The sequence below is a fragment of the Nocardia sp. GP40 genome, assembly GCF_050434125.1.
In the GTDB taxonomy this organism is placed as follows: Bacteria; Actinomycetota; Actinomycetes; order Mycobacteriales; family Mycobacteriaceae; genus Nocardia; species Nocardia albiluteola.
This window is the reverse complement of record NZ_JBNPVW010000014.1, coordinates 30445-56571: the sequence shown is the minus strand read 5'-3', so window position 1 is coordinate 56571 and position 26127 is coordinate 30445. Positions and strand designations below refer to the sequence as shown.

Genomic DNA, 26127 nt, shown 5'->3' with positions numbered 1-26127 from the left:
GGGACGTCGCGGGGCCTGGACATCACCGCGGCGCTCAGCCGACGTTCTCGAAGTCCAGCGCCGGTGGATCTTCCGCGGTGCCGAGCTCCAGCCGTGCCGACGCGCGCAGGAAACTCGTCGCCGTGGGGCTGAGGGTGGGATCGGCATGGTTGATCGCCGTGGTCAGGCGGATGCTGCGATAGAGCAGCCCGAGATCGCGTCCCGCGGAATCCCATTCGGCCGCATCCTCCTCGATTCGCTGCCGCCAGAGCAACATCGGGCGGTTGTCCGCGATCCAGCCGCGCAGCCGGTCCCAGCGCAGCAGCGCGTCGTGAATCAGGCCGGCGTGCCGGGATTCCAAGGAGATGAGCCGGGCCCGGACCAGGCGTTCCAGGAGCGCACGACCGGACGCGCTGCGGTCGGCGATGCGCCGCAGCTCGGTGACGGGGGCGCGGCGGGGCAGCACGCCGTCGCGGTGCACGGTGACCAGGGTCAGTAGAAGCTGTCGCGCGTCGACCCGTTCGGATGGGGACAGCGACGCCCACACCTGCTCCGCCAGTGCGCGGGTGACCTCCGCGACCCCGCCGATCCGGCGGTACGTCCCGAGGTCCACCCGGTCGGCCGTGTGTGCCGACCACAGCTCCTGCATCGTGGCGAACAGCAGGGGCAGGTTGCCCGGATCGGCGGTGGGGCGATCGGGCTGCCGCCGCCCGGCCTCCAGCGCGGTGAGCACCAGCTCGGTGACTCCCGGGTCGATCGAAACACCCTGCGCCCGAAGCGGTCCGGTGATCACCGACGCCATCTCCTGCCGCAGCATGGGACTCAGCGTGAAACTGTTGTGCTGCACCGCATTCAGTAGCCAGGAGTATCGCGTGCAGCCGATCAGCGCGTCGGATCGGACCGAGATGAGCACCGTGCCCGCGCCCGCCAGGCGTTTGAGCCGGATCAGAAACGACTCGCGGGCAACGGGGGAGACGTCCGGATCGTAGAGCTCCTCGAACTGATCGACGATGAGCAGCGGGCGGCGCTTGCCCGAGCGCCGTTGTGCCGCGTCGAGATCGCCGCCGAAGGCCCGGGTCAGCGCGCGCAGCGGATCTCGGCCGGGCGTGATGTAGGCGACCGACCACTGCCCGCCCTCCGCGCCCAGCGCCGGCAGCAGTCCGGCCCGCAGCAGCGCCGTCTTCCCGACCCCCGAAGCGCCGGTGAGCACGATCATGTCCGCCGGCCGCTGCGGGCTCGCGGACATGCGCACCATGCCAAGCAGGGCGGTGAGAGCCCTTCTGCGCCCGTAGAAGACCGCCTCGTGCTCCCCCGAGTACGCGCCGCCGGCGGGATAGGGGGAGCTCGTCCGGGGCGTTGCCGCCTCCGCGGGTGCGGCACGCGCGGCCTCCCACAGGGAGCGCCACGCCCGCAAATTCACTGTGTCGCTGGGAGTTCCGGCCCGCCGCCGGGCCCGCGCCCCCAGGACCTGCAACACCGGGAGCAACGACTCGAATCGCGCCGGGACATTGCGCCCGTTCAGCCAATCGCTGATCCGCTGCGCCGAGGCTCGCGCCGGGCGCCGCTCCCCGCTCGCGTGCCGGACGCGCTGCTGCGCCAGCATCGCGACGTTGCGCAACGACGGTGCGCCCGCCGCGCGATGCAGGGCGGACAGGCGCCGCGTGAACTCGAGACGTGCCGACCCCCCGAGGTCGGCGTGACGGTCAATGCCAGGTACTACCTGCATCCGATCCCCCGAAATGCTTCATGGTCCACCCCGTCGAACGGGTGCACCGTCGAATGTCTTCAAGGCGATTAGACGCAGCCGGTGCTGTTTCGGTTCCCGCCCGGCGGGCGCGAAATCTCGACGGCCGGTAGGCCCTTGCCGCCGGACGGCACAGGGGCCCGCTTCCGAATTCGGGAGCGGGCCCCTGTGGGGAGAGTCGGTGCGAGCCGCGGGGGATTCGGCCTCAGCGACCGTTGATCTCGGTGAAATCGCGCGCGCCGTAGCCGGTGTAGATCTGGCGCGGGCGGCCGATCTTCAAGGGCTCGCTCTGCAGTTCGCGCCAGTGGGCGATCCAGCCGGGGAGCCGGCCCATCGCGAACAGCACGGTGAACATGCGGGTGGGGAAGCCCATCGCGCGGTAGATGACGCCGGTGTAGAAGTCGACGTTCGGGTACAGGCGGCGTGAGACGAAGTAGTCGTCGGCCAGGGCGACCTCTTCGAGCTGCTTGGCGATGTCCAGCAGCGGGTCCTGCACGCCGAGCTTGCCGAGGATCTGGTCGGCGGTCTTCTTCACGATGGTGGCGCGGGGATCGTAGTTGCGGTAGACGCGGTGCCCGAAGCCCATCAGCTTCACGCCGTCTTCCTTGTTCTTGACCTTGCGCACGAACTCCTTGACGTCACCGCCGGAATCCTTGATGCCGTCGAGCATCTCGAGCACGGCCTGGTTGGCGCCGCCGTGCAGCGGGCCCCACAGCGCGTTGATGCCGCCGGACACCGAGGTGAACAGGTTGGCGTCCGAGGAGCCGACCAGGCGCACGGTGGAGGTGGAGCAGTTCTGCTCGTGGTCCGCGTGCAGGATCAGCAGCATGTCCAGCGCGGCGGCGACTTCCGGATCGACCTCGTAGGGCTCGGCCGGGAAGCCGAAGGTCATCCGCAGGAAGTTCTCCACCAGCGACAGCGAGTTGTCCGGGTACAGGAACGGCTGGCCGACAGACTTCTTGTAGGCGTAGGCCGCGATGGTCGGCAGCTTGGCCAGCAGGCGGATGGTGGACAGCTCGACCTGCTCGGGATCGCGCGGATCCAGCGAGTCCTGGTAGTAGGCCGACAGCGCGTTCACCGCACTGGACAGCACCGGCATCGGGTGCGCGTTGCGGGGGAAGCCGTCGAAGAACCGCTTGAGATCCTCGTGCAGCAGGGTGTGCCGGCGGATCCGGTCGGTGAAATCCTCCAGCTGGGCCGTGGTCGGCAGCTCACCGTAAATGAGCAGGTAGCTGACCTCGATGAAGTTCGAGCGGTCCGCGAGCTGCTCGATCGGGTACCCACGGTAGCGCAGGATCCCGGCCTCGCCGTCGATGTAGGTGATGGCCGACTTGGTCGGCGCGGTGTTGGTGAAACCGGGGTCGTAGGTCACGTACCCGGTGCTGGCCAGCAGCTTTCCGAGATCGATTCCGTCGTTGCCCTCGGCGGCCTTGGTGATGGTCATCGGATACTCGCCACCCGGGTAGGAAAGTACCGGCTTGGCGTCGTCGTCGACGTTGATGATGTTCTCAGCGGGCACGGAAGGATCCCTCTCAGGCTAGAACCGGTGGGCACCGGGCACGGTCGGCGTCCGATGCACTCGACGTCAACGCTAGCCGCTGGCCGTAAGTAGACAATCGGGAGGGTCGCGTTAACTACCTCTCGGTCACCTGCGTTCGAAGTGAGGTCGGAGGGGGTGGCATGGTAGAAGCGCCGGGCGCTCAGGCAACCGGGATTTCGGCATGTGCGCGGCCTACTCGGTACCGTACGAAGGCCGGGGACACCAGTGCCGCGACGACCATTCCGGCGACCACCAGCGCCCCGCCGCCCGCCGCGGCGACCGCGGTGCCCAGCGCCGCCGCGGCGAAACCGTGGGCAACATCACCCAGGCGCGGCCCGCCCGCGACCACCACGATGTACACCCCCTGCAGCCGCCCGCGCATCTCGTCGGTCGCCACCTGCTGCAGCATGGTGGTGCGCAGCGCCGCGGAGAACATATCGACCGCGCCGCCGAAGGCCAGGCAGCCCACCGCGACCCACAGCCCGGTGCTCGTGCTCAGCGCATGCCCGGTCGCGCCGACGGCCACCCCGAAACCGACCATCGCCGCACCCCACAGCGCGATGCAGATCACCACGGCCCGCCCCTGCCGGCGCACGTGCGTCAGCCAGCCCGAACAGATTCCGCCCGCCACCGCGCCCGCCGAGAGCGAGGCGAACAGCAGGCCCAGCGCGCGCCCGCCGGTGATCGGATCGCCGAAGGTCTCGTGGGCGAGTTCGGGGAACAGCGCGCGCGGCATGCCGAACACCATGGCGATGATGTCGACCGCGAACGAGGCCAGCAGGATCCGCTGGGTGGCCAGATACGCGAATCCGTCGGCGACCGCGCGCAATCCGGCCCGCCTGGTCTCGCCGGTCGGCGGCACCGCGGGCAGCCGCCACACCGCCCACAGCGTCGCCAGCAGCGCCACCGAGTCGATCAGATAGAGCGTCGCCAGCCCTGTCACGGGGATCAGCACACCGGCCAGCACGGGCCCGGCGATCGCGCCGAACTGCATCACCGTCGCGTTCAGTGAGTTGGCCGCGGGCAGCAGATGCCCGGGCAGCAGGCGCGGGTAGATGGCGCTGCGGGTGGGCTGATTGACTGCGAAGAACGCCTGCTGCACCGAGAACAGGCCCAGGACCAGCCAGACGTTGTGCACTCCGGCCGCGGCCTGGGCCCAGAAGGCTACCGAGGTCAGCCCGGTGCCGGCGCTGGTGATCAGCAGCAGCGTGCGGCGGTCCATGACATCGGCCAGCGCCCCGCCCCACAGGCCGAACACGATCAGCGGGACCAGCCCGAACAGCCCCGCGAGGCCCACATAGCCCGAGCTGTGGGTGATCTGGAAGATCTGCTGCGGCACCGCCACGACAGACAGCTGCGCGCCGATCACGGTGACGATATTGGTCGTCCAGAGACGGCGGAAGTCCGCGGTGCGGAGCGGGGTGATGTCGGCGAGCAGCTTCACCGGCGGCGCGTTAACGGTTTCGGCACGATCACCTATCTTGGGCGATTCATCCCATGACTTCAACCCGTCGCGGCGAGTCCCGCTACGGCTGGAGGCGCTCCACCGCCACCGCCACCTCCGGATTCGCCCCGTCCAGCGTCACCCGGATGCGGTTGTGCAGGCGGCTGCGACGGCCCTGCCAGAACTCGACGGTGTCGGGGCGCAGCTGATAGCCGCCCCAGTTCGCGGGCACCGGAAGCTGTTCGACGTCGGCGAAACGGGCGGTCACGTCCGCCAGGGCCTTGTCCAGCGCGGCCCGCGAGGCGACCGGCCGCGACTGCTGCGAGGCCCAGGCCCCGAGCTGGGAGTTGCGCGGGCGCGAACGCCAGTACACGGCGGTGACCTCGGGGGCGACCTGCCGCACCGGGCCGCGCAGTGTCACCTGCCGCCCGAGCGCGGGCCAGGCGAAGGTGATCGACGCGTAGGGGACCGCGGCGAGTTGATCGCCCTTCGCGGAATCGTAATTCGTGTAAAAAGTCACACCCGCGCCCGAGAGGCCCTTGCACAGGACCGTGCGCGAGGCGGGGCGCGGACCGGAATCGGTCATCTCCACGGTGGCCAGCGTCATCGCATTCGGCTCGGCCAGGCGGGCTCGGGTGGCCTGTTCGATCCAATTGCGCAGCAAAGGTTCCCAGCCGTCGTCCAGCCAGGATTCGTCCAGATCGGGGTCGCCGCCATATTCGGCGCGCATCGCCGCGATATCCATTTCCGCGCGCATCACCGCATCCACATCGGCGTGCGTTCCGGTTGCCACCGAACCTGGGAAATTCTGTTCCTCGCGCATGGACCAGACGTTACTCGGAAGTAGAACAGGGACTATCGTTCTTATCGATCGACGCGCGGCACAGTGCCGGAGACCCCCGCGTTGCCCGCGGATCGCAGTGAAACAGCGTGGTCGCCCACGGATCGTGCGGCCCGATTTGCAAGGAGAGTCATCGCATGACTACCAGCGCCGCGGCATCCGCCGGCCCCGCAGTTCCCCCCGATTTCGTCAGCGGCCTGGAAGGTGTGGTGGCCTTCACCACCGATATCGCCGAACCCGACAAGAACGGCGGATCGCTGCGGTATCGGGGCGTGGACATCCAGGAGCTGGTCGGAAACCGGGTGACCTTCGGCGACGTGTGGGCGCTGCTGGTCGACGGCGAGTTCGGGCACGGGCTGCCTCCGGCCGAGCCGTTCCCGCTGCCGATCCACACCGGCGATGTCCGGGTGGACGTGCAGGCCGGTCTCGCGATGCTCGCCCCGATCTGGGGCTATCAGCCGCTGCTGGACATCGACGACGCCACCGCCCGCGAGAATCTGGCGCGCGCCTCGGTGATGGCGCTGTCGTATGTTGCGCAGTCCGCGCGCGGCATCTACCAGCCCGCGGTGCCGCAGAAGAAGATCGACGAGTGCACGACGGTCACCGAGCGGTTCATGACCCGCTGGAAGGGCGATCCGGACCCGCGGCACACCGAGGCCATCGACGCCTACTGGGTCTCCGCGGCCGAGCACGGCATGAACGCCTCCACCTTCACCGCCCGCGTCATCGCCTCTACCGGCGCGGACGTGGCAGCGGCGCTGTCCGGCGCGATCGGCGCGATGTCCGGCCCGCTGCACGGCGGTGCCCCCGCCCGGGTGCTGCCGATGATCGAGGCGGTCGAGCGGTCCGGTGATGCGCGCGCCCTGGTCAAGGGCATCCTGGACCGCAAGGAAAAGCTGATGGGCTTCGGCCACCGGGTGTACCGGGCCGAGGATCCGCGCGCCCGCGTGCTGCGCGACACCGCCAAGCGCCTCGACGCGCCCCGCTACGAGGTGGCCTCCGCGCTCGAGCAGGCCGCCCTGGCCGAGCTGCGCGAGCGCCGCCCCGACCGTGCCATCGAGACCAATGTCGAATTCTGGGCCGCGGTGATCCTGGACTTCGCCGAGGTCCCGGCCCACATGATGCCCGCCATGTTCACCTGCGGCCGCACCGCCGGCTGGTGCGCGCACATCATGGAGCAGAAGCAGCTCGGCAAGCTCGTGCGCCCGGCCGCGATCTACACCGGCCCGGCCCCGCGCAGCCCCGAGGCCGTGCCCGGCTGGTCGCTGGTCTCCGGAAAGTAGTTCCGCACAGGAGCTTTCGAATGCCCGCAGCGCCTTGGTGCTGCGGGCATTCGATATTCGAGACCGGCGTGCGCAGGCGCACAGGGTATGCGGCGGAGGGCTTCCCGCCAGAGGGGGCAGTGACCCCGAGCATAGGCGTTAGCCTGATCACAGCGCGGCGCATGCTCGCGGGTCCCGCGAATCGTTTCGCCTCGGCCGCGAATCCCGATATCGGAGAACGGAATTCGGATCCCTGTCGGCAACCGGCACTTTCGTCCCGCTGATCTTCCACGACAGCGCCTGGCCTGTGCCCGCCACCCGAGAGTGCCAGGTGCGCTTGCCCTTGGATGCGGTCGATCCTACGGTCTGAGCTGTCATGGCCGGAGTCGTCCACGACGAATTCGATACCTCTGCACTGTCATGGCCGGAGAAATGGTTCATTCAACCCCCTCGCAAGTCCTCGAAAGCCCGCACCACCAGAGCAAAAGCGCCGAACTACCGACTCCGGCCGAACACTCCGATCGTCGCGACCACCGCTCGCGGTGGGGGCTGTTGTGCTCCGCCGGTCTCAGCCTGGCCACCCTGGTGCTGCTGTGCAAGCCCTGGTTGTCGGCACACGGTCCGAACGGGGAGGTGAGTTCCGATGCGTTCGGACGGATCAGCGGGGCCACGGGGCCGCTCGGCTGGGTGCCGGGCGGGAGCGACGGCGCCGGAACCGGCGGCAGTATAGATGTCAGCGGCGGTGTGAATATCAGCGGCGTCTGGGCCGTGCTGGCCGCCGCCGCGGCGGTCGTGACGATCTTCGCGGCCGTGATCAATCTGCGGGTGCGCCGCGAGATGCTCGCGTATCTCGTCGTCGGATCCAGTGTGGCCGGTGCGCTGTGCGTTCTTTTCACCGTGCTGTATCTGAACGGCATGGAGCCCGAGTTGCGGGCCATGACCGAGGGCAACCAGCATCTGAGCGGTGGGTTGGACAACCTGCTGGATTCGTTCCTCGGGGATCGTGCCGATGGCGGCCGACGTCAAATCGCCAGTGCGAGTCTCGATCCGGCGGCATTGCTCGGCGGCGTCACGGCCCTGGGCGCGGCCCTGAGTGCGATCATGCTCGGGTTGCCGAAGGGGATCGGTGGCGCGAATCGGTATCCGGCGCCGATCGAGACCATGCCGGTCGAAACCACGACGGTGAGCGTTCCCGTGACACCCGCGAGCCCCGCGCAGGCCCCGCGCCGAATCGGGCAGCCAGGTCGCGACGGCGATGTGCTGTTCTGGCAGCTGACCTCGGAAGGGACCCTCGCACCGATCGAGAGCAACCGGGTGACCTCGCGCGTCGTCATCCTGGCCGGCGCGACCGCAGACCGCCGCGGTGCGGTCTACCAGGAGCCGGTGCTGGTCCGGTAGGACTGTCGCGGCGCTGCCGTTTCGCGGCATTCCGCCCGGTTGAACAGTGTGCCAAGGGGATATGTCGGTTACGGGGCAAGTCTGTGACTGGGCTGGGAGTGGCCGGGGGTGTCGGCGTAGAGTTCGGCGGGTGTTCGAGCGAGGTCTGACGCGACGCGGATTGCTGGTGGCGGGCGCAGCGACCGCTGCGGGCCTGCTCAGCGCGGCATGCGGTACGGCGCAGGGGAGTTCGTCGTCCGGGGGCTCGACCTACGTCGGCACCCAACCGCTCGAGGCCGGTGCCGAGCCCGTCGCCTCCGCGGTTCCCGGGACCTTGGCCCGTGCCGTAGCGCCCACGGCGCCGGCAACTCCCGCGATGCCCCCGGCAACCACGCCCGCGCCGGCCCTGGCCGCCGAGGTGGTGCGGCCCCCGGCGGTCGCCGCGTCGCACAACGGGCAGCGCCCCACGGCCTGGGGCATGGATCTGACCGGAATCACCACCACATTCGTACCCGCGGGCAAGCAGGTCGCGCTCACCTTCGATGCCTGCGGCGGGCCCGGTAACGATGCGATGAGCGATGAGCTGATCAATTACCTTGTCGCGCAGAAGATTCCGGCGACACTCTTCCTGAACAAGCGCTGGATCGATGCCGATCCGGGGCGCGCGGCGAAGCTGGCGGACAATCCGCTGTTCGAGATCGGCAACCACGGCACCCGGCACTGCCCGCTGTCGGTGACCGGCCGCGCGGTCTACAACATCCGGGGTACGGCATCACCGCAGGAGGCGGTGGACGAGGTGTGGGGCAATCACGAACGCCTGATCCAGCTGACCGGCCGCGCACCGCGATTCTTCCGCACCGGCACCGCCCACTACGACGACGTCGCGGTCAAGATCGTGCACGAATTGGGCGAGATCCCGGTCGGTTTCAGCGTCAACGCCGACGCCGGCGCCACACTCACTTCCGTGCAGGTGCAGCGTCAGATGGCCACGGTCGTCCCCGGCGCGATCACCATCGCGCACATGCACCGCCCGAAGTCCGGTACCCCCGCCGGCATGCTGGCCTCCCTGCCTCGATTGCGCACCGCCGGTTACGATTTCGTCCACCTGCTATGACGGGGCGGCACCGCCGCCGGTGTGATCCGGCCCGCTAGTCTTAGAGCGAGGTGGCCCAGTCCACCGCGACGGACTCGCCGTGGTCGACGGTGAAGAACGCTACCTCCAAATGCCTTCCCAGATCGACCAATTCGATCGCGGACAGCGGTACCGGCTGGACGATGCGGACCAACCAGGGGTGTGGCTCGTCCCAGGCGTGCAGTTCCAGATCCAGGCGCAGGACCGGATCGTCGCGGCCGGTGTAGTCGGCCGCGACGGGGGTGGCCGCGAGCACCGTGGCGTCGGCGCGGCGGCCGTTGGTCAGGATCTTGGCGATGCTGACCCGGGTGGCCTCCTCCGCGCCGGGCACGTACAGCACCACCCGGTCGCGGTCGCCGGGATCGACGCGACACCCGACGACGTCGCCGGGCTGCATCGATTCCAGATCGGTCTCGGCTACTCGCTGGCGCACCCGCGTCTCGTAGGGGTGCTGCTCCTCGGTCAGGATGCGCACCCAGAATCGGTGGCCGGGCTCGGTGCGGCGCTCGCGCACCCCGAGAATCGTTGCGGTGCCCGCCAGTCCGCGCGCCAGCACCTCGCGCTGCGCGGGTTCGGACAGCGCGCCGTGGCGCAACGCGAAGCCGTGCGAGCTCAGGCGTGCGGCCAGCCAGCCGAGCAGGCCAGGGCCGATGCCCACGGTCGTCTCCCCGCGGCGAGCCACCGCGCCCGGTGCGGGATTGCGGTCACCGTCGGCGCCCCAAGCCGCGGCGCCCACCTCCACCACGGCGAAATCCGGCCGACCCTGCGCAGCCTTGCCCATCCGCTCACGGTAGCGGCAGTCCGGTCGCGGCAGTGCCATTACGGGCAAGTCAGTAACCGCGCCGTTACCGCACCCCGGCGCCTTTCTGTGACCTAGGTTGTACTCGGTACCCACCGGTTTTCCGCGCCATCCCCGACCACTAGTCTGGTGGCCATGACCGCTGCCTTCCCGAGCATCCCCGCCGAACTCAAGCCCGCCGACGGACGTTTCGGCTGCGGCCCCTCCAAGGTCCGTCCCGAGCAGCTGAGTTCCCTGGTGGAGGTCGGCGCCTCGGTATTCGGCACCAGCCACCGGCAGAAGCCGGTCAAGAACGTGGTCGCGCGGGTGCGCTCGGGCCTGCGCGAGCTGTTCTCGCTGCCCGACGGGTACGAGGTCGTGCTCGGCAACGGCGGCACCACCGCCTTCTGGGACGCGGCCGCGTTCGGCCTGATCCGCGAGCGCTCGCTGCACCTGACCTACGGCGAGTTCAGCTCGAAGTTCGCCACGGTGGCCAAGAAGAACCCGTTCATCGGCGATCCGATCGTGGTGTCCACCGATCCGGGCACCGCGCCCGAGCCGGTGTCCGATCCGGCCGCCGACGTGATCGCCTGGGCGCACAACGAGACCTCCACCGGTGTCGCGGTCCCCGTCCAGCGCCCGGCCGGTTCGGACAACGCGCTGATCGCCATCGACGCCACCTCGGGTGCGGGCGGCCTGCCGGTGAACATCACCGACGCCGATGTCTACTACTTCGCCCCGCAGAAGTGCTTCGCCTCCGACGGCGGCCTCTGGGTCGCCCTGATGAGCCCCAAGGCGCTGGAACGCGTTGCCGAGATTCACGATTCGGGCCGGTTCACCCCGGAGTTCCTGTCGCTGCCGATCGCGGTCGACAACAGCGGCAAGGACCAGACCTACAACACCCCGGCGCTGGCTACCCTGCTGCTGTTCGCCAACCAGCTGGAGTGGATGAACGGCAACGGCGGCCTGGAGTGGACCGTCAAGCGCACCCTGGATTCGTCCTCGCGGCTGTACTCGTGGGCCGAGTCGAGCGAGTACGCGACCCCGTTCGTCGTGGATCCGGCGCACCGCTCGCAGGTCGTCGGCACCATCGACTTCGCCGATTCGGTGGATGCGGCGCAGGTCGCGAAGGTGTTGCGCGCCAACGGAATCGTCGATACCGAGCCGTACCGCAAGCTGGGCCGCAACCAGCTGCGCGTCGGCATGTTCCCGGCCATCGACCCCGAGGACGTCAGCCAGCTCACCCGCAGCATCGACTGGGTGGTCCAGGAGATCGCCAAGTAAGTACTCGAACTGAGTCGAATTGAACACGATAGCGCGCGCGGAAGTCCGAGATGTGATTTCCGCGCGCGTGTCTTGCCCCAGGAATCCCAGAAGTGCACTACTGTTCCAGAACGTGGGCGGTGTCGCGAGCCTTGCTGTGATCGACGCGGCGATAAGGAGGTAACGGTGCGTGAGCTTCGAGTGATCGGTCTGACGCCCGATTCCGCGCACATCGTGTGCATCGATGCCGAGTCCGGCCAGAAGTACAAGCTCGCCGCAGACGAGAAGCTGCGCGCCGCCGCCCGTGGAGACCTTGCCCGATTCGGCCAGATCGAGATCGAAACGGAAGCAACTATGCGTCCTCGCGATATCCAGGCCCGTATCCGTGCCGGTGCCTCTGTCGAGCAGGTGACCGAGGAATCCGGAATGCCGCTGAGCCGCGTGGAGCGGTTCGCCTATCCGGTGCTGCTGGAGCGGGCTCGCGCCGCCGAGCTGGCCCAGAAGGCCCACCCCGTCCGCAAGGACGGCCCGGCCGTGGAGACGCTGATCGACGTGGTGTCGGCCGCCTTCGCCGAGCGTGGCCACAACATCGATATCGCCGAATGGGACGCCTGGAAGGACGAAAAGGGTTACTGGGTAACCCAATTGCAGTGGCAGGCGGGCCGTTCGGTGATCGCCGCGCACTGGCGTTTCCAGCCCGACGCGCACGGCGGCTCGGTGACCCCGCTGGACGACCCGGCCACCGATCTGGTCGATCCCGATTTCGGCCGGGCCCTGCGCGGCCTGGCCACGATCCTGCCCGAGCCCGCCGCCGAACAGCCCCTCCCGGTCGAGCCGGTCGCGCCCACCCCGGCGCCCCGCGAGGAGCCGGTCACCGCGCGCGTCGCGGTGCAGGAGCGCGAGCCCCGGGTCGAGGAGTTCTACGAGAAGCGCGCCGTCGCGGGCGGTGCCGGGGGCTCGATGCCGGTGAGCGCCAAGCCCGCCTCCAGCTCTCCGGCTCGCGAGACCGCCCCGGCCCGCGAGAACACCGCCGCTCCGGCGCGCGAGCAGTCGGCCCCCGCGGCCGAGTATGTGGCCCCCGGCCGGGACACCACCGCGGTCCGTGAGGGCGGCGCCGCCACCCGTGAGCAGTCGGCCCCCGACGCCGAGTACGTCCCACCGGCCCGCGAAAACTCCTCGCCGACACCCGAGATCGCGGCCACCTCCGCGCTCGCGACCCAGGCCGCCAAGGCGCCCGCGGTCAGTGCGCCCGTTCCCGCGGCCAAGGCCCCGGCAATCACGGAGCCTGCCGTCAAGGCTTCCCCCGCCGCGTCCGCGAGCGAGCCCGCCGCCGAGGAATCCAAGCAGCCCGCCAAGCAGGCCCGCTCGAAGGCCAAGCGCGGCAAGGCCCCGATGCCGTCCTGGGAGGACGTGCTGCTGGGCGTGCGCAGCTCGGGTCACTGATACCCAGCTCGGCGAGGGCCGGGACCGTACTCACCCGGGTTCGGGCAGCGCACCGATCGGGCCGGTATTCGTGCGGTGTGGCCTGCGGAGTCGGCAGTGCTCGTTCGAGGTCGGCACCGCCACCGCTCGGATTGCCCAGGGATTGCGCATGTTACGGGCACCTTTTCGCGCGTCTGCGAGTAGATTTTTATTGTGACGCCCAGGCAATTCGGGCGGGCGCCGGGCAGGTCGTGGGGTCGACATGCGGTTCGACCTCCTAGGTTTGCTGCGGAGTAGCTATGCTTACCCGTACGAGATCGGGAGGTGTCGCAAGTGCCATCCACTGCTTCGTCCCTCTGGTACATCGACGCGCCCGACCCGATCGCGGTGCTCCGGGACCATCCGGATCCGGATCCGGCGGCCGCGTTCGCCCTGGCCAAACAGCTCAATCCCGATCGCGACGTGATACCGGCCGCCTCGGGCACGCTGAAGGTGTGGGCCGGACCGGATCCGGGCTCGATGTACATCGGCTGCTATCCCGGCGTCACCGTGGTGTGCACGACCCAGGCCGCGCTGGGTTGCCCGACGAAACTGCCGGAGCTGCTGGTTCGCCCGCTCGCCTCCGAGCACACCTACCTGATCTCCTACGACATCTCCCACGGCTGGGGCGCGTTCGCCCATTGGGAGCGCGGTGAATTCCGTCGGGCCTTCAGCTCCACCCGGGTGAACATCCTCGAGGACGAAGGCCTGCCGCTGGTGTGGGAACGTCCGTATTGGGCGGGGGAGCATCCGGTCCGGTTGCACCCCGGCGAATTTCCCGATCCGCAGACCCTGCCGTTCGACGCGGCCGACTTCGCCGACGGCGCCAACGCCGAATGGCTCGGATTCCATTACCGCGGTGCGGTTTCCGACGACGAGCTCGGGCCCGCCGACATCGCGGTCTGCGGCTTCAGTCTCTTTCCCAAGGGGCAGGCGCCGCTGCCGATCCGGCCGGAGGAGCCGCGGGCGGGCGAGCCCGACACCAACCACCGGTGGTTCGGCTGGCTGCGCGGACCGGACCGGGTGAGCTAGGCCCACCCGTCGCCCGACCACCAACCCTCACGGAATCGCTTCGCGATGCTAGCTCGAGACCGCGACGACCAGCAGCGCGAACCAGGCCAGGGCGATCCCCACGGTGGCCCCGGCCAGCACCCATCGGACCACCGGAATCGAGCGCCAGCGCCAGGCCGTGGGCGTCGCACCCCCGACGGCGATCACGTTGACCGCCACCGACAGCGCCCAATGGACCTGTGCCAGTGCGGCTCCGAAGGAGTACACCGCCGCCGCGGTGAGCGCGGCCACCAGGGCGGCGACCGCGATGCCCGGCGCCCACGGCGTCGGTTCGGGGGCGGCGCCGGAGCGGGTGTCTCCAGGTGCGGGTGTGAGATGTGGCCCGGTCATGAGGTGCATCGCACCCTTTCGTAGAAGGCCATCGCGGCGGCGGTGGCCACGTTGAGCGAATCGGTGCCCGGCGTCATCGGGATGCGGGCGCGAATATCGGTGGCGGACATGGCCTCTTCGGTCAGCCCCGGCCCCTCGGCGCCCAGCAGCAGCGCCACCCGCTCGCCGGTCATGGCCGCGGACAGCGTGGCCGCGGACGGATTCGGAGTCAGGGCAATGATCTGGAATCCCCGCTCGCGCAACGACTCCAGGCTACCGGGCCACTCGGGCAGGCGCGCGAACGGCACGCGCAGCACATGCCCCATCGACACCCGGACCGCGCGCCGGTACAGCGGGTCGGCGCAGCGGTCGCCGAACAGCACCGCATCCGCACCCAATCCGGCGGCGTTGCGGAAGATCGATCCGATGTTCTCGTGATCGTTCACACCCTCGAGCACCACGACGGTGCGCGCGGACTCCAGCACCTCATCCAGGTTCGGTTCGGGCGGCCGTCGCGCCGCGGCCAGCACCCCGCGATTGAGATGGAAGCCGACCACCTCGGCCATCACCTCCGCGGTCGTGCGGTAGTACGGCACGTCCGTGCCCTCCAGATCGGCGGCCAGCTCCTCGTATCGCCGCGCCACCCCGAACAGCCCGAACGGCGTGAAGCGCGAGGTCAGCATCCGCTGCACCACGACGACGCCCTCGGCGATCACCAGCCCCTCGCGTCCGGGCAGATCCGGCCGCCGATCCGCGGACTTGAGGTCCCGGAACCCGTCGACGCGGGGGTCCGCGGGGTCGTCGATATCGATCACTTCGGCCACGGACGCTATCTTGCCCTGTGCCCGATCCGGCATCCCCGGCCGTTCCCGCAGGCCGCGCCGCCTACGCGGCCCTGTCGGGTTTCTGGTTTCGTCGGCAACGTTATGGTGAACAATCAAGTGGCTTTATCCATCGAACGGAAGAGGACGCATGACCAAGCCTGAAATCGAGTTCCAGGACGGCCCCGCGCCCACCACGCTGGTGATCAAGGACCTCGTCGAGGGCGAGGGCAAGGAGGCCGTGCCGGGTGGCACGGTCGAGGTGCACTACGTGGGTGTGGAATACGACACCGGCGAGGAATTCGACTCGTCCTGGAACCGCGGAGAGTCCATTACCTTCCCGCTGCGAGGTCTGATCCAGGGCTGGCAGGAGGGCATCCCCGGCATGAAGGTCGGCGGTCGCCGTCAGCTGACCATCCCGCCGGCGCTGGCCTACGGCGCCGCGGGCTCGGGCCACCAGCTGTCGGGCAAGACCCTGGTCTTCGTCATCGACCTGCTGAACGCCAACTAGGCATCGGCGCCACCGGCCGACCTCGACCTGAACACCGGGCGAGGCCGGCCCCTCGACGCGACTATCGCGGCGGCAGCTCCAGGACCAGCCGCACCCCGCCCAGCTCGCTGTCCTCGAAATAGGCTCGCCCGCCGTGCAGTTGGGCCTGCTGGGCGACCAGCGCCAGGCCCAGTCCCGAGCCGCTCTTGGTGGCCTCGCTGCCGCGGATGAAGCGCTCGAACACCATCTCGCGCTCGGCGGCGGGAATGCCGCGGCCGTTGTCGTCGACCGCGATCACGATCGTGCGGTCGGCGCCGCGATGCGCCGACACCCGCGCCTGGGTCGCCCCGCCGTGCTTGAACGAATTGGTCAGCGCGTTGTCCACGGCCAGCCGGAGCCCCGTCGGCAAACCGCGGGTGATCAGCTCCGCGTCGGTATCGATGCGCACGGTCAGCGCCGGGAAGTGCCGCATCGCGTCATGGGCGGACTGGTCGACCAGGTCGGCGATGTCGGTCTCGACGTGATCGCCCTCGTTGGTGAGCTCGCCCGCGGCCAGGCGCTCCAGCGCGGCCAGCGTCGCCTCCACCCGGCTCTCGCTGCGCTGCAGGTCGGCCAGGATCTCCGCGCGCTGGTTCGCGTCCAGGTCCAGGGTGCGCAACACCTCGATGTCGGTGCGCATGGCGGTCAGCGGGGTGCGCAGCTCGTGGGCGGAGACCGCGGCGAAATCGCGGGCGGTGTCGAGCGCCGCGGCCGTCTCGGCCTGGGCCTTGCGCACCCGTTCCAGCAGCGAGTTCACCGCCTCGGCGAGCTGCTCGGCCTCGCGCACCCCCGAGCCGTCCACCGGCGCCTCCGACTCGCCGGTGCCGCTGTGCTCGCCGACCTGCCGGGTCAGGTCCACGATCGGGCGCACCGCCCGGCCGCCGAACACCCAGCCCAGCCCGGCCGCGGCGACCATCGCCAGCGCTGCGGCGGACAGCACCCAGCGCCGCTGTTCGCTGGTCGCGTGATAGGAGTCGGTGAGCGGAATGCCCATCGACACCACCCGGCCCTGCGGCTGGTTCACGGTCGTGGTCAGCACCCGATAGGGCGTGTCGTCGAGGGTGACGGTGTGCGAGCCCGGATCCAGCTGCGGCAGCTGGACCGTGGTCGAGGCGTTCAGCGCGCCGTTGCTCTCCCGGATGGTGATCGCCAGATCCCGGTTCGCGTTGACCAGCGACAGCACACCGACCGCGATCACCGGCTGCATCAGCACGATCCGCGAGGCGACGGTCAGCTCTTGGTCGGCCTGGGCCAGGTTGTTGCGGTTGATCGCGAGCACGGACAGCCAGCCCAGCAGCACCGTGAGGATGATCGCGCCCAGCGCCGCCGCCGCGGCGACCCGGGTGCGCAGGGAGAACGAGCGGCGACGGGGACGGCGAGCCGGCGGAGCTTGCGGAGCCGGCGGGGTGGATAGGCGCTGTCTCATCTGGGGGTCCGCAGCACGAAGCCGACGCCGCGGATGGTGTGCAGCATGCGCGGGGTGCCGTCGGCCTCGAGCTTGCGCCGCAGATAGCCGACGAAGACATCGACGACGTTGGTGTCGGCGGCGAAGTCGTAGCCCCACACCAGTTCCAGTAGTCGTTCTCGGCTCAGTACCACCCCGGCATTACGGGCCAGCGTCGAGAGAAGTTCGAATTCCCGCTTGGTGAGCTCGATTTCGCGGCCGTTCAGCAGCGCGCGATAGCCGGCCTCGTCGATCTCCAAGGGGCCCACCGCGATCGCGCCCGGCAGTGCCGGGGCCGCGGTGTCGGTGCGGCGCAACAGCGCCCGGATCCTGGCGACCAGCTCGGCCAGCACGAACGGCTTCACCAGATAGTCGTCGGCCCCCGATTCCAACCCGGCGATCCGGTCGTCGACCGAATTGCGCGCGGACAGCACGCAGATCGGTACCTCGTTGCCCATCGCCCGCAGCGCCGTGACGACGCCGGCACCGTCGAGCACCGGCATATTCATGTCCAGTACGAGCGCATCCGGGGACTGTTCGGTCACGCAGCGCAGCGCGTCGGCCCCGTCGCGGGCGATCACCACCCGGAACCCGGACAGCCGCAGCCCGCGCTCGACCGACGCCAGCAGATCCTCGTCGTCGTCGACCAGCAGGACGGTCGGAATAGTGCCACGCTCGCTCGTCACGACTTCATTCTGCACAGCGAAGCCGTCCAGCCGGAGCGTTGGCGCTCCAGGCGTGCCGATCGGTCGTCATTCCCACCCGTCGTGGTGGCGGGTGGGAACGACACAGCGGCGGCTCAGTAGTTGTGGCAGGAGTCCGCGACGGCCTGGATAGTTTGCTGCATGCTGCCGGCCTGCGGGGAGTTCTGGGCCTGCTGCTTGGCCTCGGGATGCTGGGCGAGGTACTGCTGCACCTCGGCCTTGCGCTGGGCGGGCGGCCGGTCGAACTGCTGCTTCAGCATCGCCTTCTGGCTCGGGTTGGCGTCCAGCATCTGGGCCAGCTGGGGGTCCTTGGCGTGCAGCGCGCGGTCGACCTGATCGAAACTGCAGGTCGAGTTCAGCAGCGGCGCCATGAGATCGGTGGGGTCGGCGGCGGCGACACCGGGGAAGAGCAGGGCGGCGGCAACCGCCAGGCCGCCTGCGGCGGCGACGGTACCGGCGAGGCGGGAACGCAGGGTGGTCATGGTCTCGAATCTATGCGCCGGATCTGGGACCGCTGTGAACCGATCCTGAGAAGATTATGAAGATTATGAGGAGGGGCCGTTGTGGGCTCGGGAGTCGGCGGGCGCGTGGTCGGGATGCTCACCGACGATGATCTGATCGGCGATCGCGACCAGCACCGCCGGATCCTCGATCGTGGCGGGCATCTCCCAGGCATCCCCGGCCATGATCTGCCGCATGGTCTTGCGCAGGATCTTGCCCGAGCGGGTCTTGGGCAGCGCCTGCACGACGACCACGTCGTGCAGGGTGGCAATGGCGCCGATCTGCCCGCGCACCCGCTCGATCAGCTCGGCCCGCAGTTGCTCGAAGGGGATCGCGACGGTCTCGCCCGCGGAGTCGGTCTTGAGCACCACGTAGGCGATCGGCAGCTGCCCCTTGAGTTCGTCGGGGACGCCGATGACCGCGCACTCGGCCACCGCGGGATGGCCGGCGACGGCGGCCTCGATACCGCCCGCCGAGAGACGGTGCCCGGCCATGTTGATCACGTCGTCGCTGCGGCCGAGCACGTACAGGTAGCCGTCCTCGTCGAAGTAGCCGGAGTCGCCGGTCAGGAAGTGGCCCGGGAAGGCCGAGAGGTATGAGCGGACGAACCGCTCGTCGTCGCCCCACAGCCCGGTCAGCGTGCCGGGCGGCAGCGGCAGCCCGATGACGATGTTGCCCTCGGTGCCCGGGGCGACCGCGTCACCCTCGTAGTCCAGCACCCGCAGCCGGTAGCCGGGCACCGGCAGCGAGGCCGAACCGGTCTTGATCGGAAGTTCCTGCAGGCCCAGCGGATCCGCGCAGATCGGCCACCCGGTCTCGGTCTGCCACCAGTGGTCGACCACCGGGCAGTCCGGGTGGTCCGCCAGCAGCACGTCGCGGGCCCACTCCAGGGTGGCCGGATCCAGCCGCTCGCCCGCGCAGAAGAGCGCGCGCAGGGTCGACAGGTCGTGACGGTGGGCGGTGGCGGCCTCGGGATCGGCGCGCCGGATGGCGCGCAGCGCTGTGGGTGCGGTGAACATCACATGCACCCGATACTGCTCGACCAGCCGCCAGTAGGCCCCGGCGTCCGGGGTGCCGATCGGCTTGCCCTCGTACAGCACGGTCGTCGCGCCGATCAGCAGCGGCGCGTAGACGATGTACGAGTGCCCGACCACCCAGCCGATATCGGAGGTCGTGAGCATCACCTGACCGGGGGCCATGTCGTAGATGTAGCGCATCGACCAGGCCAGCGCGACGGCGTGGCCGCCGTTGTCGCGCACCACGCCCTTGGGCCGTCCGGTGGTACCGGAGGTGTAGAGGATATAGAGGGGATCGGTGGCCGCGACCGGCACCGGATCGGCCGGTTCCGCGTCGAGCACCATGTCTTCCCAGTCCAGCCACTGCGCCGCGACGCTGTCCGCCGATCCGGGCAGATGATCCGTCGCGGCCTGCGGGGCGGCGAAGCGCAGTGCCGGGAATCCGGACCGCTGCTTGACCACCACGTGTCGCGGCGCGACCGTATCGGCCAGATCGAGCGCGTCCAGCACGATCGGCGGATATTCGATGCGCCGGCCCGGCTCCAGACCGCCCGAGGCCGTGACGATCAGGACGGGTTCGGCATCGTCGATGCGGGCGGCCAGCTCATGTGCGGCGAATCCGCCGAACACCACCGAGTGGACCGCGCCGATGCGGGCGCAGGCCAGCATCGCGATGACGGCCTCGGGGATCATCGGCATATAGATGACGACCCGGTCCCCGGTGCGCACCCCCAGCCGCAGCATCGCACCGGCAAACGTCGCGACCTCCGCCAGTAGTTCCGCGTAGGTGTAGACAAGTGTGGCGCCCGTCATAGCGGAGTCATATATTAGGGCGGGCTGATCGGCGCGACCCCCGGCCGCATCACCCGCGAAAGCGCGCGAGGGTTCCGAGTCCGTATCGAAGTGATCACGGCTCGAGACATTCGCCGTAGAGGGCCCTTTCGGTGTGATATCGCGCACATGTCGATCAAGTGCGTTGTAGGAGGTGTTCAAGCGAGCGTCCGGGAACCAGCGGGCCACCGGCCGGGCGGCCCCGTCGAGGACCTGAGTGGGTGGAACATCCCAGCTGATGGCCTCTGCGGCCGCGCCCCAGAAGTCCGACGGGTCGACCAGGCTCGTCTGGTAGGTAGGCCGGTACTCCTGCTTCGCGTTCAACCGTGTGACTCCCTGCTGCGCCTCGATGCCCGCCTCGATAGATCAGCCTGATTGTGGCAGACTTCACGCGACGTCCGGGCGGACGCCGCGACCTTTGATTTTGTCTGGAACAGGCAGGTCAGTGGGCGGAGGTTGCCAAGAGGTCACACAAGAAGTTATTGATCCGTTAGAATCGCATGTCACATGTTTCGGCCGTCAAGGTCGCAATTTCACGGCCTACCGCAGTTCTCGGCCCGCTGTGCCAGACGAGCTCAGCCATGCGATCGTGGAGGCTCGCTGATGGCGCATGGCTGGGGCCAGTTTGGAAAGTGAGTGGAGATGCGTGACGCCGCTAGGTCCGGCAACAAGCGTTGGGCGCTTAGCAACTGGGACCTGCGCTGGAAGGTTACGGCGGTCCTTGCCGTCCCCCTCCTCGTCTCCGTGGTGCTCGGGGCGTCCAGGATCGCGGCGCAGTTCAGTGATTCGAGCCAGCTCGATGCCGCGGCCACCGAGGTCCAGGCGATTCCGGCCGTCACCGGCCTGAGTGCCGCGTCGGCGGTGGTGTCCAGCGAGCAGATGGTCGAGTTGAGTCCGACCCAGTCGATGGTGCAGGACGCCGACCTCACCCAGCTGGACAACGCGCTGACCGCCGCCCAGAAGGCGGCCTCGAAGCTGGACGGGGTGCCTGGCGGCCGGGCGGCCATCGACGGCATGATCAACGGGGCCAAGGCCGTGCGAGCGGGCGGCAACACCCCCTCGGCCACCGTGCAGGCCTCCATCGACCAGGAGGAGGCGATCCGGCAGGCCAGCGTCAAGACCACCGAGGCGATCACCTCGACGGTCGCCGACCAGGGCGTCGAGGCGGCCAAGCTGCGGTTGGTCGACTCGCTGAATACCCGCGCGGTGATGGTCTCCGAGGCTGCGGGCATGGCCCAGGCGCTGCGCGGGGACACCAAGGGCGGAGTGCAGGCATTCCTGGTCGCGGCCAGCACCGAGCGGCAGATGCTGGGCATTCTGGCGCACCGCTTCCCGGACGGCGATCCGATCATCGCCCAGCTGTCCCAGTGGGTGAACAACCGGATCCAGCTCGCCAGCGGTCCGCAGGTGGCCGCGGGGCAGATCCCGATCCAGGACCTGCGGCAGTCGGTGCTGGACAGCCTGAACAACTATCAGACTGTCGTGAACAAGGCGAGTAACGACATCATCAGCCGGGTCAACACCCTCGCCGACAACGCCCGCACCGGCGCGATCCGCTATGCCGCGATCGTCATCGTCACCATCATGGCGGCGCTGTTGCTCGCGGTCGTCATCGCGCGGTCGATGATCGTGCCGCTGCGCAAGCTGCGCCTGGCCGCCCTGCGCGTCGCCGAGCACGACCTCGGTCACGAGGTGGCGCGCCTGCGCGATGGCGCCAGCCCCGAGGACGTACCGCTCGAGCCGATGCCGGTGCACAGCGAGGAGGAGGTCGGCCAGCTCGCCCGCGCCGTCGACGACATCCACGGCCAGGCGCTGCGCTTGGCCGCCGACCAGGCCTCGATGCGTTCCCAGGTCAACGACATGTTCGAGACCCTGGCACGCCGCTCGAAGTCCCTCGTCGACCATCAGCTCTCGCTCATCGAGGCGATGGAGTACGACGAGAAGGACCCGCGCCTGCTGGAAAACCTCTTCCGGCTCGACCACCTTGCCGCTCGTATGCGCCGCAATGGCGACAACCTGCTGATTTTGGCCGGTACCCGGCAGCGGCGCGGCAAGTCCGCGCCGGTCGAGATCGCCGACGTGCTGCGCGCGGCCATCTCCGAGGTGGAGGACTACGAACGGGTGAAGCTGGGCGCCACCCCGCGCGGCGCCATCACCGAACCGGCGGCCTCGGACCTCGCGCACCTGTTCGCCGAGCTCCTGGACAACGCGCTGCGAGCCTCGCCGCCCGAGACCGACGTCAAGTTCACCTTTGCCCAGGCCCACGATCAGGGCCTGCTGGTCGAGGTCGCGGACCGCGGTATCGGTATGCCCCCGGCCGAGATGGCCGATATCAACCGGCGCCTCGAGACCTCCGCCGAGGTCGGCCCCGACACCGCGCGCCACATGGGCCTGTTCGTGGTCGGCCGACTGGCCGAGCGGCACGGCCTCACTGTGCGGCTGCGGTCCACCTTCGACACGGCCCGGGATCCCGGCGTGACCGTGGCGGTGCACCTGCCCAAGCCGATCATCGTGGCGCCGGTCGGCGGCACCGTGTCGGTGCCGGCGCAGTCCAGCACGTCGCAGCCGATTCCGGTGCAGCAGCCCAGCCTCGCCTCGGCGATGCAGACGCGCGCGGTGACCCGCACCGCCGGCGGCAACATGATGGTGACCGTCGATCCCGGTCTGAGCGCGCCGATCTCAGCAGATGCGGACGAACGCGCCGCGCTTGTCGACGCCCCCGTGGACGATGTCGCGGCCAACGGCGTCATCGGGCTGAGCCGTGGTGGTGCGGGTATAAGGGATGCGGTCCCGCCGCAGCGCCAGTCCGGTCCGGGCGGCCTGCCGCAGCGCCAGCCGGGCACCGCGGTCCCCGGCGGCCTGCCCCAGCGTCAGCCGGGCACGAACGGGCCCACCGTGCGCCACGGCCTCGCGGAGAGCGGCTCGGGCGGGTTGCCACAGCGCGAACCCGGTGCGAACGGCCCGCAGGCGCCGGCCTCCCAGCCGGGCGCGAATCTGCCGCAGCGTTCCTCCGGTGGCCTCGTGCAGCCGCAGGCGAACCTCGCGGCCAGCATGCTCAAGCGTCAGCCGGGCGCGGCCGGTCAGCCGCCGCGGCCGGGCAACACCGGCGGTCTGCCGCAGCGTTCGCGGAGCGAGGGGCTGCCCCCGCGTGAACCGGGTGCGGGCGGCCCGCCGCCGCGCGAGCCCGGTGCCGGTGGGCTGCCCCGGCGTGGCCTGGGCGCCGCGGGTCTGCCGCGGCGTGGTGGTCCCGCGGGCCCCGGCGGTCAGCCGGAGCGTCCGGCCGCCGCGCGGCCGCCGCAGGACGCGGTGCCGCCGCAGCGGGAGTCCGGTGCGAACGGGCTGCCGCAGCGTGGGTCCGGTGGTCTGCCGCAGCGTGATTCGGCGGCCAACGGTCTGCCGCAGCGCGGTGACACCGCGGGCAACGGCCTGCCCCAGCGTGACGCCGGGAACGGCCTGCCGCAGCGCGATGCGCTGAGTGGTGGTCTGCCGCAGCGTGACTCCGGCGGTCTGCCGCCCCGGGATTCCGATCACGGTCTATCGCAGCGGGATCCGTTGAGTGGTGGCCAGCCGCAGCGTGACTCGAGAGGCAACGGGCTGCCGCGACGTCAGCCCGGCGCGAACGGTCTGCCGCAGCGCGGGGCCGGTGGTTTGCCGCAGCGGGATTCGGCCGCCGACGGTCTGCCGCAGCGTGGTGACACCGCGGGTAATGGTCTGCCGCAGCGTGATTCGGGTAACGGTCTGCCGCAGCGCGACGCGTTGAGTGGCGGCCTGCCCCAGCGTGACTCGGGCTTGCCGCAGCGCGACAGCGCCGGTAACGGATTGCCGCAGCGTGATTCGGGCAGCGGTCTGCCGCAGCGCGGTGACATCGCGGGTAACGGTCTGCCGCAGCGTGATTCGGGTAACGGACTGCCGAAGCGCGACGCGCTGAGCGGTGGCCTGCCCCAGCGTGATGCCGGCAACGGCCTGCCCCGGCGCGACGCCGGGAACGGCCTGCCGAAGCGTGACGCGCTGGGTGGTGGCCTGCCGAGGCGTGATGCGCTGGGTGGTGGCCTGCCGCAGCGGAACACGGGTTCGTCCCGTCTGACGCAGTCGGACGCCGCCGAAACCGGTCTGCCGCAGCGCGACTCGGGGATCGGGCTGCCGCAGCGGCAGCCGGGCGCCGAATTGCCGCCGCGACCGCTGCCGACCCCCGGTCTGAGCCGTCCTCCCGTGGACGCCCCCGACAGTGCCGACGAGTCGGGCGAGGGCCGCGAGCGCGGTCGCCACAGCTTCCGCTCGAACCCGCAGAAGACGGCCGCGTTCTTCCAGACTCGGCTGCAGCCGGCGGACGACACACCGTCGTCGATGGCGGACAGCCCGATCTTCGCTGAGATGATGTCGGCCTGGTTGTCGGATCCGAACGCGGACCGGTCCTCGATGGCCGCCTCCTTCGAATCACCGGGTGACGAGGGCTGGGAGGCCGCCCGCCGGGCGGTCGAGTCGCAGGCGGAGCAACGCACCGCGTCCGGCTTGCCGCAGCGCAATCCGGGCAACCGGCTGGTTCCCGGCGGTGTCAACGGCAAGGGTGATCGGGCATCGAGCAACCGTGACCCGGAGTCGATCAGGTCAAGTCTGAGTCGTCACCAGCAGGGCGTCCGGGATGGCCGCGCAATGAAGGCAATGAACCTAACCGGAGATAAAGGAGACCGATGAACCCCGATCTAGGTGGCACGAACCGTCAGCTGGACTGGCTGGTTTCGAACTTCGCCAATGAGGTGCCTGGCGTTGCTCATGCCGTGCTGGTGTCGGCGGACGGTCTATTGATGGCCGCGAGCGCTCAGTTGCCCGTGGACCGTGCCGAGCAGTTGTCCGCGGTGACGGCGGGACTGGCCAGCCTCTCGGTTGGTGTGTCGAACCTGTTCGAAGGCGGTACCGTTCTGCAGTCGGTAGTCGAGATGGAACACGGCTACCTACTGCTGATGGCCGTCGGTGACGGGTCCTACCTGGCCGTGCTGACGAACACGTCCTGCGATATCGGCCAGGTGGGATACGAGATGGCGTTGTTGGTCGAGCGAGTGGGCCAGACAGTCCAGGCCACACCTCGCGTCACGATGGGTTCCTGATGGTGGGATGGACATAGACAACCAGCGCATGGGAAGTGCCGAGCCCAGCCTTGTACGCCCTTACTCTCTCACCGCCGGTCGCACGCGGCCGACGGTGGAGTTGGCGTTGGAGGCACTCGTCGCATCGCATCCGGTCGCCCTCGAGCGGCAGTTCGAACTCACCAATATCGAGACGTCAATCGTCGAGTTGTGCAGAGAGTCGCCTTCTGTTGCTGAATTGGCCGCCAGGCTGGGTATTCCGATCGGGGTGGCCCGAGTACTCGTCGCTGACCTCATCGAGGCCGGACACGTACGGGTTTCGGCGACATTGAAAGACGATTCGAGCGACGATGAACGTCGCGAGCTGATCGAAAGGGTTCTTAGTGGACTCCGGCGTATATGATTCGACGGCCCAGGTCGATACCCGCACCAGTAAGCCCACCTCGGCGAAGATCGTGGTCGCGGGTGGCTTCGGTGTCGGAAAAACGACCTTGGTCGGTGCAGTTTCGGAGATCGTTCCGTTGCGCACCGAGGCCTTGGTGACCAATGCCAGTGTCGGGGTCGACAGCCTGGCCGCCGTGCCGACGAAGGCCACCACCACGGTGGCCATGGATTTCGGCAGGATCAGCCTCGCCGATGATCTGGTGCTCTACCTGTTCGGTACCCCTGGGCAGTACCGCTTCTGGTTCATGTGGGACGACCTGATCCGCGGCGCCATCGGCGCGGTGGTGCTGGTCGACACCCGCCGGTTGGAGGACAGCTTCGCCGCCGTCGACTACTTCGAGGCACGGAGCCTACCCTTCCTGGTGGCCATCAACGAGTTCGACGATGCGCCCCGGTATCCGACCGAGGACATCCGGCAGGCGCTGGCGGTCCCTGCGGATGTGCCGATCATGTCGATCGACGCGCGCCGGCGCGAGCCGGTGAAGCAGGCGCTGGTCTCGGTCACCGAGTACGCGCTGCGCAAGGTCGTTCAGGGTTACTGAGTTCACCTGCCCC

General features: G+C 69.4%; 22 protein-coding genes. 11 read left to right on the top strand and 11 right to left on the bottom strand.

Features of this window, described 5'->3' with window-relative positions:
* Positions 1-34 precede the first annotated feature (34 nt).
* The 4 genes from ABH933_RS34105 to pdxH form a co-directional block, all read right to left on the bottom strand.
* Positions 35-1705, bottom strand: a complete 1671-nt coding sequence (locus ABH933_RS34105) for an AAA family ATPase (RefSeq protein ID WP_429423828.1) — start codon at positions 1703-1705, stop codon at positions 35-37.
* Between the two features lie 223 nt (positions 1706-1928).
* The gene (locus ABH933_RS34100; protein ID WP_429423827.1) at positions 1929-3242 is read right to left on the bottom strand and encodes a citrate synthase; all 1314 of its coding nucleotides are present in this window, start codon (positions 3240-3242) and stop codon (positions 1929-1931) included.
* A 181-nt stretch (positions 3243-3423) separates the two neighbouring features.
* Complete coding sequence (locus ABH933_RS34095) at positions 3424-4707, bottom strand: MFS transporter (protein ID WP_429423826.1); 1284 nt, start codon at positions 4705-4707, stop codon at positions 3424-3426.
* Between the two features lie 82 nt (positions 4708-4789).
* Positions 4790-5464: a pyridoxamine 5'-phosphate oxidase gene (gene pdxH, locus ABH933_RS34090; protein ID WP_429424049.1), complete on the bottom strand. Its 675-nt coding sequence runs from the start codon at positions 5462-5464 to the stop codon at positions 4790-4792.
* Positions 5465-5685: 221 nt separating this feature from the next.
* Between pdxH and ABH933_RS34085 the strand changes: the two genes are divergently transcribed.
* The 3 genes from ABH933_RS34085 (at position 5686) to ABH933_RS34075 (ending at position 9301) form a co-directional block, all read left to right on the top strand.
* Positions 5686-6831: a citrate synthase 2 gene (locus ABH933_RS34085; protein ID WP_429423825.1), complete on the top strand. Its 1146-nt coding sequence runs from the start codon at positions 5686-5688 to the stop codon at positions 6829-6831.
* 411 nt (positions 6832-7242) lie between these two features.
* Positions 7243-8208 (top strand): hypothetical protein, encoded by a 966-nt coding sequence (locus ABH933_RS34080; protein WP_429423824.1) that lies wholly within the window; start codon positions 7243-7245, stop codon positions 8206-8208.
* 130 nt (positions 8209-8338) lie between these two features.
* Entirely contained in the window at positions 8339-9301 is a 963-nt protein-coding gene (locus ABH933_RS34075; RefSeq protein WP_429423823.1) for a polysaccharide deacetylase family protein, read from the top strand.
* Positions 9302-9341: 40 nt separating this feature from the next.
* Here the strand turns inward: ABH933_RS34075 and ABH933_RS34070 are convergent, their stop codons facing one another.
* Positions 9342-10100: a hypothetical protein gene (locus ABH933_RS34070; protein ID WP_429423822.1), complete on the bottom strand. Its 759-nt coding sequence runs from the start codon at positions 10098-10100 to the stop codon at positions 9342-9344.
* Between the two features lie 153 nt (positions 10101-10253).
* On the opposite strand from ABH933_RS34070, the gene serC reads away from it, so the two are divergent.
* From serC to ABH933_RS34055, 3 genes are all read left to right on the top strand, one after another.
* Complete coding sequence (serC, locus tag ABH933_RS34065; protein WP_429423821.1) at positions 10254-11381, top strand: phosphoserine transaminase; 1128 nt, start codon at positions 10254-10256, stop codon at positions 11379-11381.
* 165 nt (positions 11382-11546) lie between these two features.
* Positions 11547-12803 carry a septation protein SepH gene (gene sepH, locus ABH933_RS34060; RefSeq protein WP_429423820.1) on the top strand — a complete coding sequence of 419 codons (1257 nt, stop codon included), beginning with the start codon at positions 11547-11549 and terminating at the stop codon, positions 12801-12803.
* Between the two features lie 312 nt (positions 12804-13115).
* Positions 13116-13853, top strand: a complete 738-nt coding sequence (locus tag ABH933_RS34055; RefSeq protein ID WP_429423819.1) for a DUF6928 family protein — start codon at positions 13116-13118, stop codon at positions 13851-13853.
* Between the two features lie 48 nt (positions 13854-13901).
* On the opposite strand, the gene ABH933_RS34050 is transcribed toward ABH933_RS34055, so the two are convergent.
* Positions 13902-14222 carry a DUF2537 domain-containing protein gene (locus ABH933_RS34050; protein ID WP_215916184.1) on the bottom strand — a complete coding sequence of 107 codons (321 nt, stop codon included), beginning with the start codon at positions 14220-14222 and terminating at the stop codon, positions 13902-13904.
* Positions 14219-15025, bottom strand: coding sequence for a TrmH family RNA methyltransferase (locus ABH933_RS34045; protein ID WP_215916185.1), 807 nt, complete (start codon positions 15023-15025; stop codon positions 14219-14221). Before ABH933_RS34045 ends, ABH933_RS34050 begins: the two co-directional genes overlap by 4 nt.
* Before the next feature lie 148 nt (positions 15026-15173).
* On the opposite strand from ABH933_RS34045, the gene ABH933_RS34040 reads away from it, so the two are divergent.
* Positions 15174-15533 carry an FKBP-type peptidyl-prolyl cis-trans isomerase gene (locus ABH933_RS34040; RefSeq protein WP_215916186.1) on the top strand — a complete coding sequence of 120 codons (360 nt, stop codon included), beginning with the start codon at positions 15174-15176 and terminating at the stop codon, positions 15531-15533.
* A gap of 61 nt (positions 15534-15594) precedes the next feature.
* Here the strand turns inward: ABH933_RS34040 and ABH933_RS34035 are convergent, their stop codons facing one another.
* From ABH933_RS34035 to ABH933_RS34020, 4 genes are all read right to left on the bottom strand, one after another.
* Positions 15595-16977, bottom strand: coding sequence for a sensor histidine kinase (locus tag ABH933_RS34035; RefSeq protein WP_429423818.1), 1383 nt, complete (start codon positions 16975-16977; stop codon positions 15595-15597).
* Positions 16974-17681 carry a response regulator transcription factor gene (locus tag ABH933_RS34030; protein WP_429423817.1) on the bottom strand — a complete coding sequence of 236 codons (708 nt, stop codon included), beginning with the start codon at positions 17679-17681 and terminating at the stop codon, positions 16974-16976. Before ABH933_RS34030 ends, ABH933_RS34035 begins: the two co-directional genes overlap by 4 nt.
* 113 nt (positions 17682-17794) lie before the next feature.
* Positions 17795-18181 (bottom strand): hemophore-related protein, encoded by a 387-nt coding sequence (locus tag ABH933_RS34025; RefSeq protein ID WP_429423816.1) that lies wholly within the window; start codon positions 18179-18181, stop codon positions 17795-17797.
* Positions 18182-18244: 63 nt separating this feature from the next.
* The gene (locus ABH933_RS34020) at positions 18245-20371 is read right to left on the bottom strand and encodes an AMP-binding protein (RefSeq protein ID WP_429423815.1); all 2127 of its coding nucleotides are present in this window, start codon (positions 20369-20371) and stop codon (positions 18245-18247) included.
* 318 nt (positions 20372-20689) lie between these two features.
* Between ABH933_RS34020 and ABH933_RS34015 the strand changes: the two genes are divergently transcribed.
* The 4 genes from ABH933_RS34015 to ABH933_RS34000 are packed head-to-tail and all read left to right on the top strand — an operon-like array spanning position 20690 to position 26114.
* Positions 20690-24739, top strand: coding sequence for an ATP-binding protein (locus tag ABH933_RS34015; RefSeq protein ID WP_429423814.1), 4050 nt, complete (start codon positions 20690-20692; stop codon positions 24737-24739).
* A complete protein-coding gene (locus tag ABH933_RS34010; protein ID WP_011207200.1) occupies positions 24736-25149 on the top strand; it encodes a roadblock/LC7 domain-containing protein in 414 nt (137 codons plus the stop codon). Before ABH933_RS34015 ends, ABH933_RS34010 begins: the two co-directional genes overlap by 4 nt.
* A 7-nt stretch (positions 25150-25156) precedes the next feature.
* Positions 25157-25531, top strand: a complete 375-nt coding sequence (locus ABH933_RS34005) for a DUF742 domain-containing protein (RefSeq protein WP_024800684.1) — start codon at positions 25157-25159, stop codon at positions 25529-25531.
* Positions 25512-26114 carry a GTP-binding protein gene (locus tag ABH933_RS34000; RefSeq protein ID WP_215916193.1) on the top strand — a complete coding sequence of 201 codons (603 nt, stop codon included), beginning with the start codon at positions 25512-25514 and terminating at the stop codon, positions 26112-26114. The genes ABH933_RS34005 and ABH933_RS34000 overlap by 20 nt, the downstream gene beginning before the upstream one ends.
* The last annotated feature ends 13 nt before the right edge of the window (positions 26115-26127 follow it).

Excerpts from the sequence above, each read along its gene's own strand:
- ABH933_RS34035 (WP_429423818.1), bottom strand. The coding sequence starts at position 16,977 with ATGAGACAGCGCCTATCCACCCCGCCGGCTCCGCAAGCTCCGCCGGCT.
- ABH933_RS34015 (WP_429423814.1), top strand. The coding sequence starts at position 20,690 with ATGCGTGACGCCGCTAGGTCCGGCAACAAGCGTTGGGCGCTTAGCAAC.
- ABH933_RS34010 (WP_011207200.1), top strand. The coding sequence starts at position 24,736 with ATGAACCCCGATCTAGGTGGCACGAACCGTCAGCTGGACTGGCTGGTT.
- ABH933_RS34070 (WP_429423822.1), bottom strand. The coding sequence starts at position 10,100 with ATGGGCAAGGCTGCGCAGGGTCGGCCGGATTTCGCCGTGGTGGAGGTG.
- pdxH (WP_429424049.1), bottom strand. The coding sequence starts at position 5,464 with ATGCGCGCGGAAATGGATATCGCGGCGATGCGCGCCGAATATGGCGGC.
- ABH933_RS34105 (WP_429423828.1), bottom strand. The coding sequence starts at position 1,705 with ATGCAGGTAGTACCTGGCATTGACCGTCACGCCGACCTCGGGGGGTCG.
- serC (WP_429423821.1), top strand. The coding sequence starts at position 10,254 with ATGACCGCTGCCTTCCCGAGCATCCCCGCCGAACTCAAGCCCGCCGAC.
- ABH933_RS34085 (WP_429423825.1), top strand. The coding sequence starts at position 5,686 with ATGACTACCAGCGCCGCGGCATCCGCCGGCCCCGCAGTTCCCCCCGAT.
- ABH933_RS34005 (WP_024800684.1), top strand. The coding sequence starts at position 25,157 with ATGGACATAGACAACCAGCGCATGGGAAGTGCCGAGCCCAGCCTTGTA.
- ABH933_RS34080 (WP_429423824.1), top strand. The coding sequence starts at position 7,243 with ATGGTTCATTCAACCCCCTCGCAAGTCCTCGAAAGCCCGCACCACCAG.
- ABH933_RS34040 (WP_215916186.1), top strand. The coding sequence starts at position 15,174 with ATGACCAAGCCTGAAATCGAGTTCCAGGACGGCCCCGCGCCCACCACG.
- ABH933_RS34025 (WP_429423816.1), bottom strand. The coding sequence starts at position 18,181 with ATGACCACCCTGCGTTCCCGCCTCGCCGGTACCGTCGCCGCCGCAGGC.
- ABH933_RS34050 (WP_215916184.1), bottom strand. The coding sequence starts at position 14,222 with ATGACCGGGCCACATCTCACACCCGCACCTGGAGACACCCGCTCCGGC.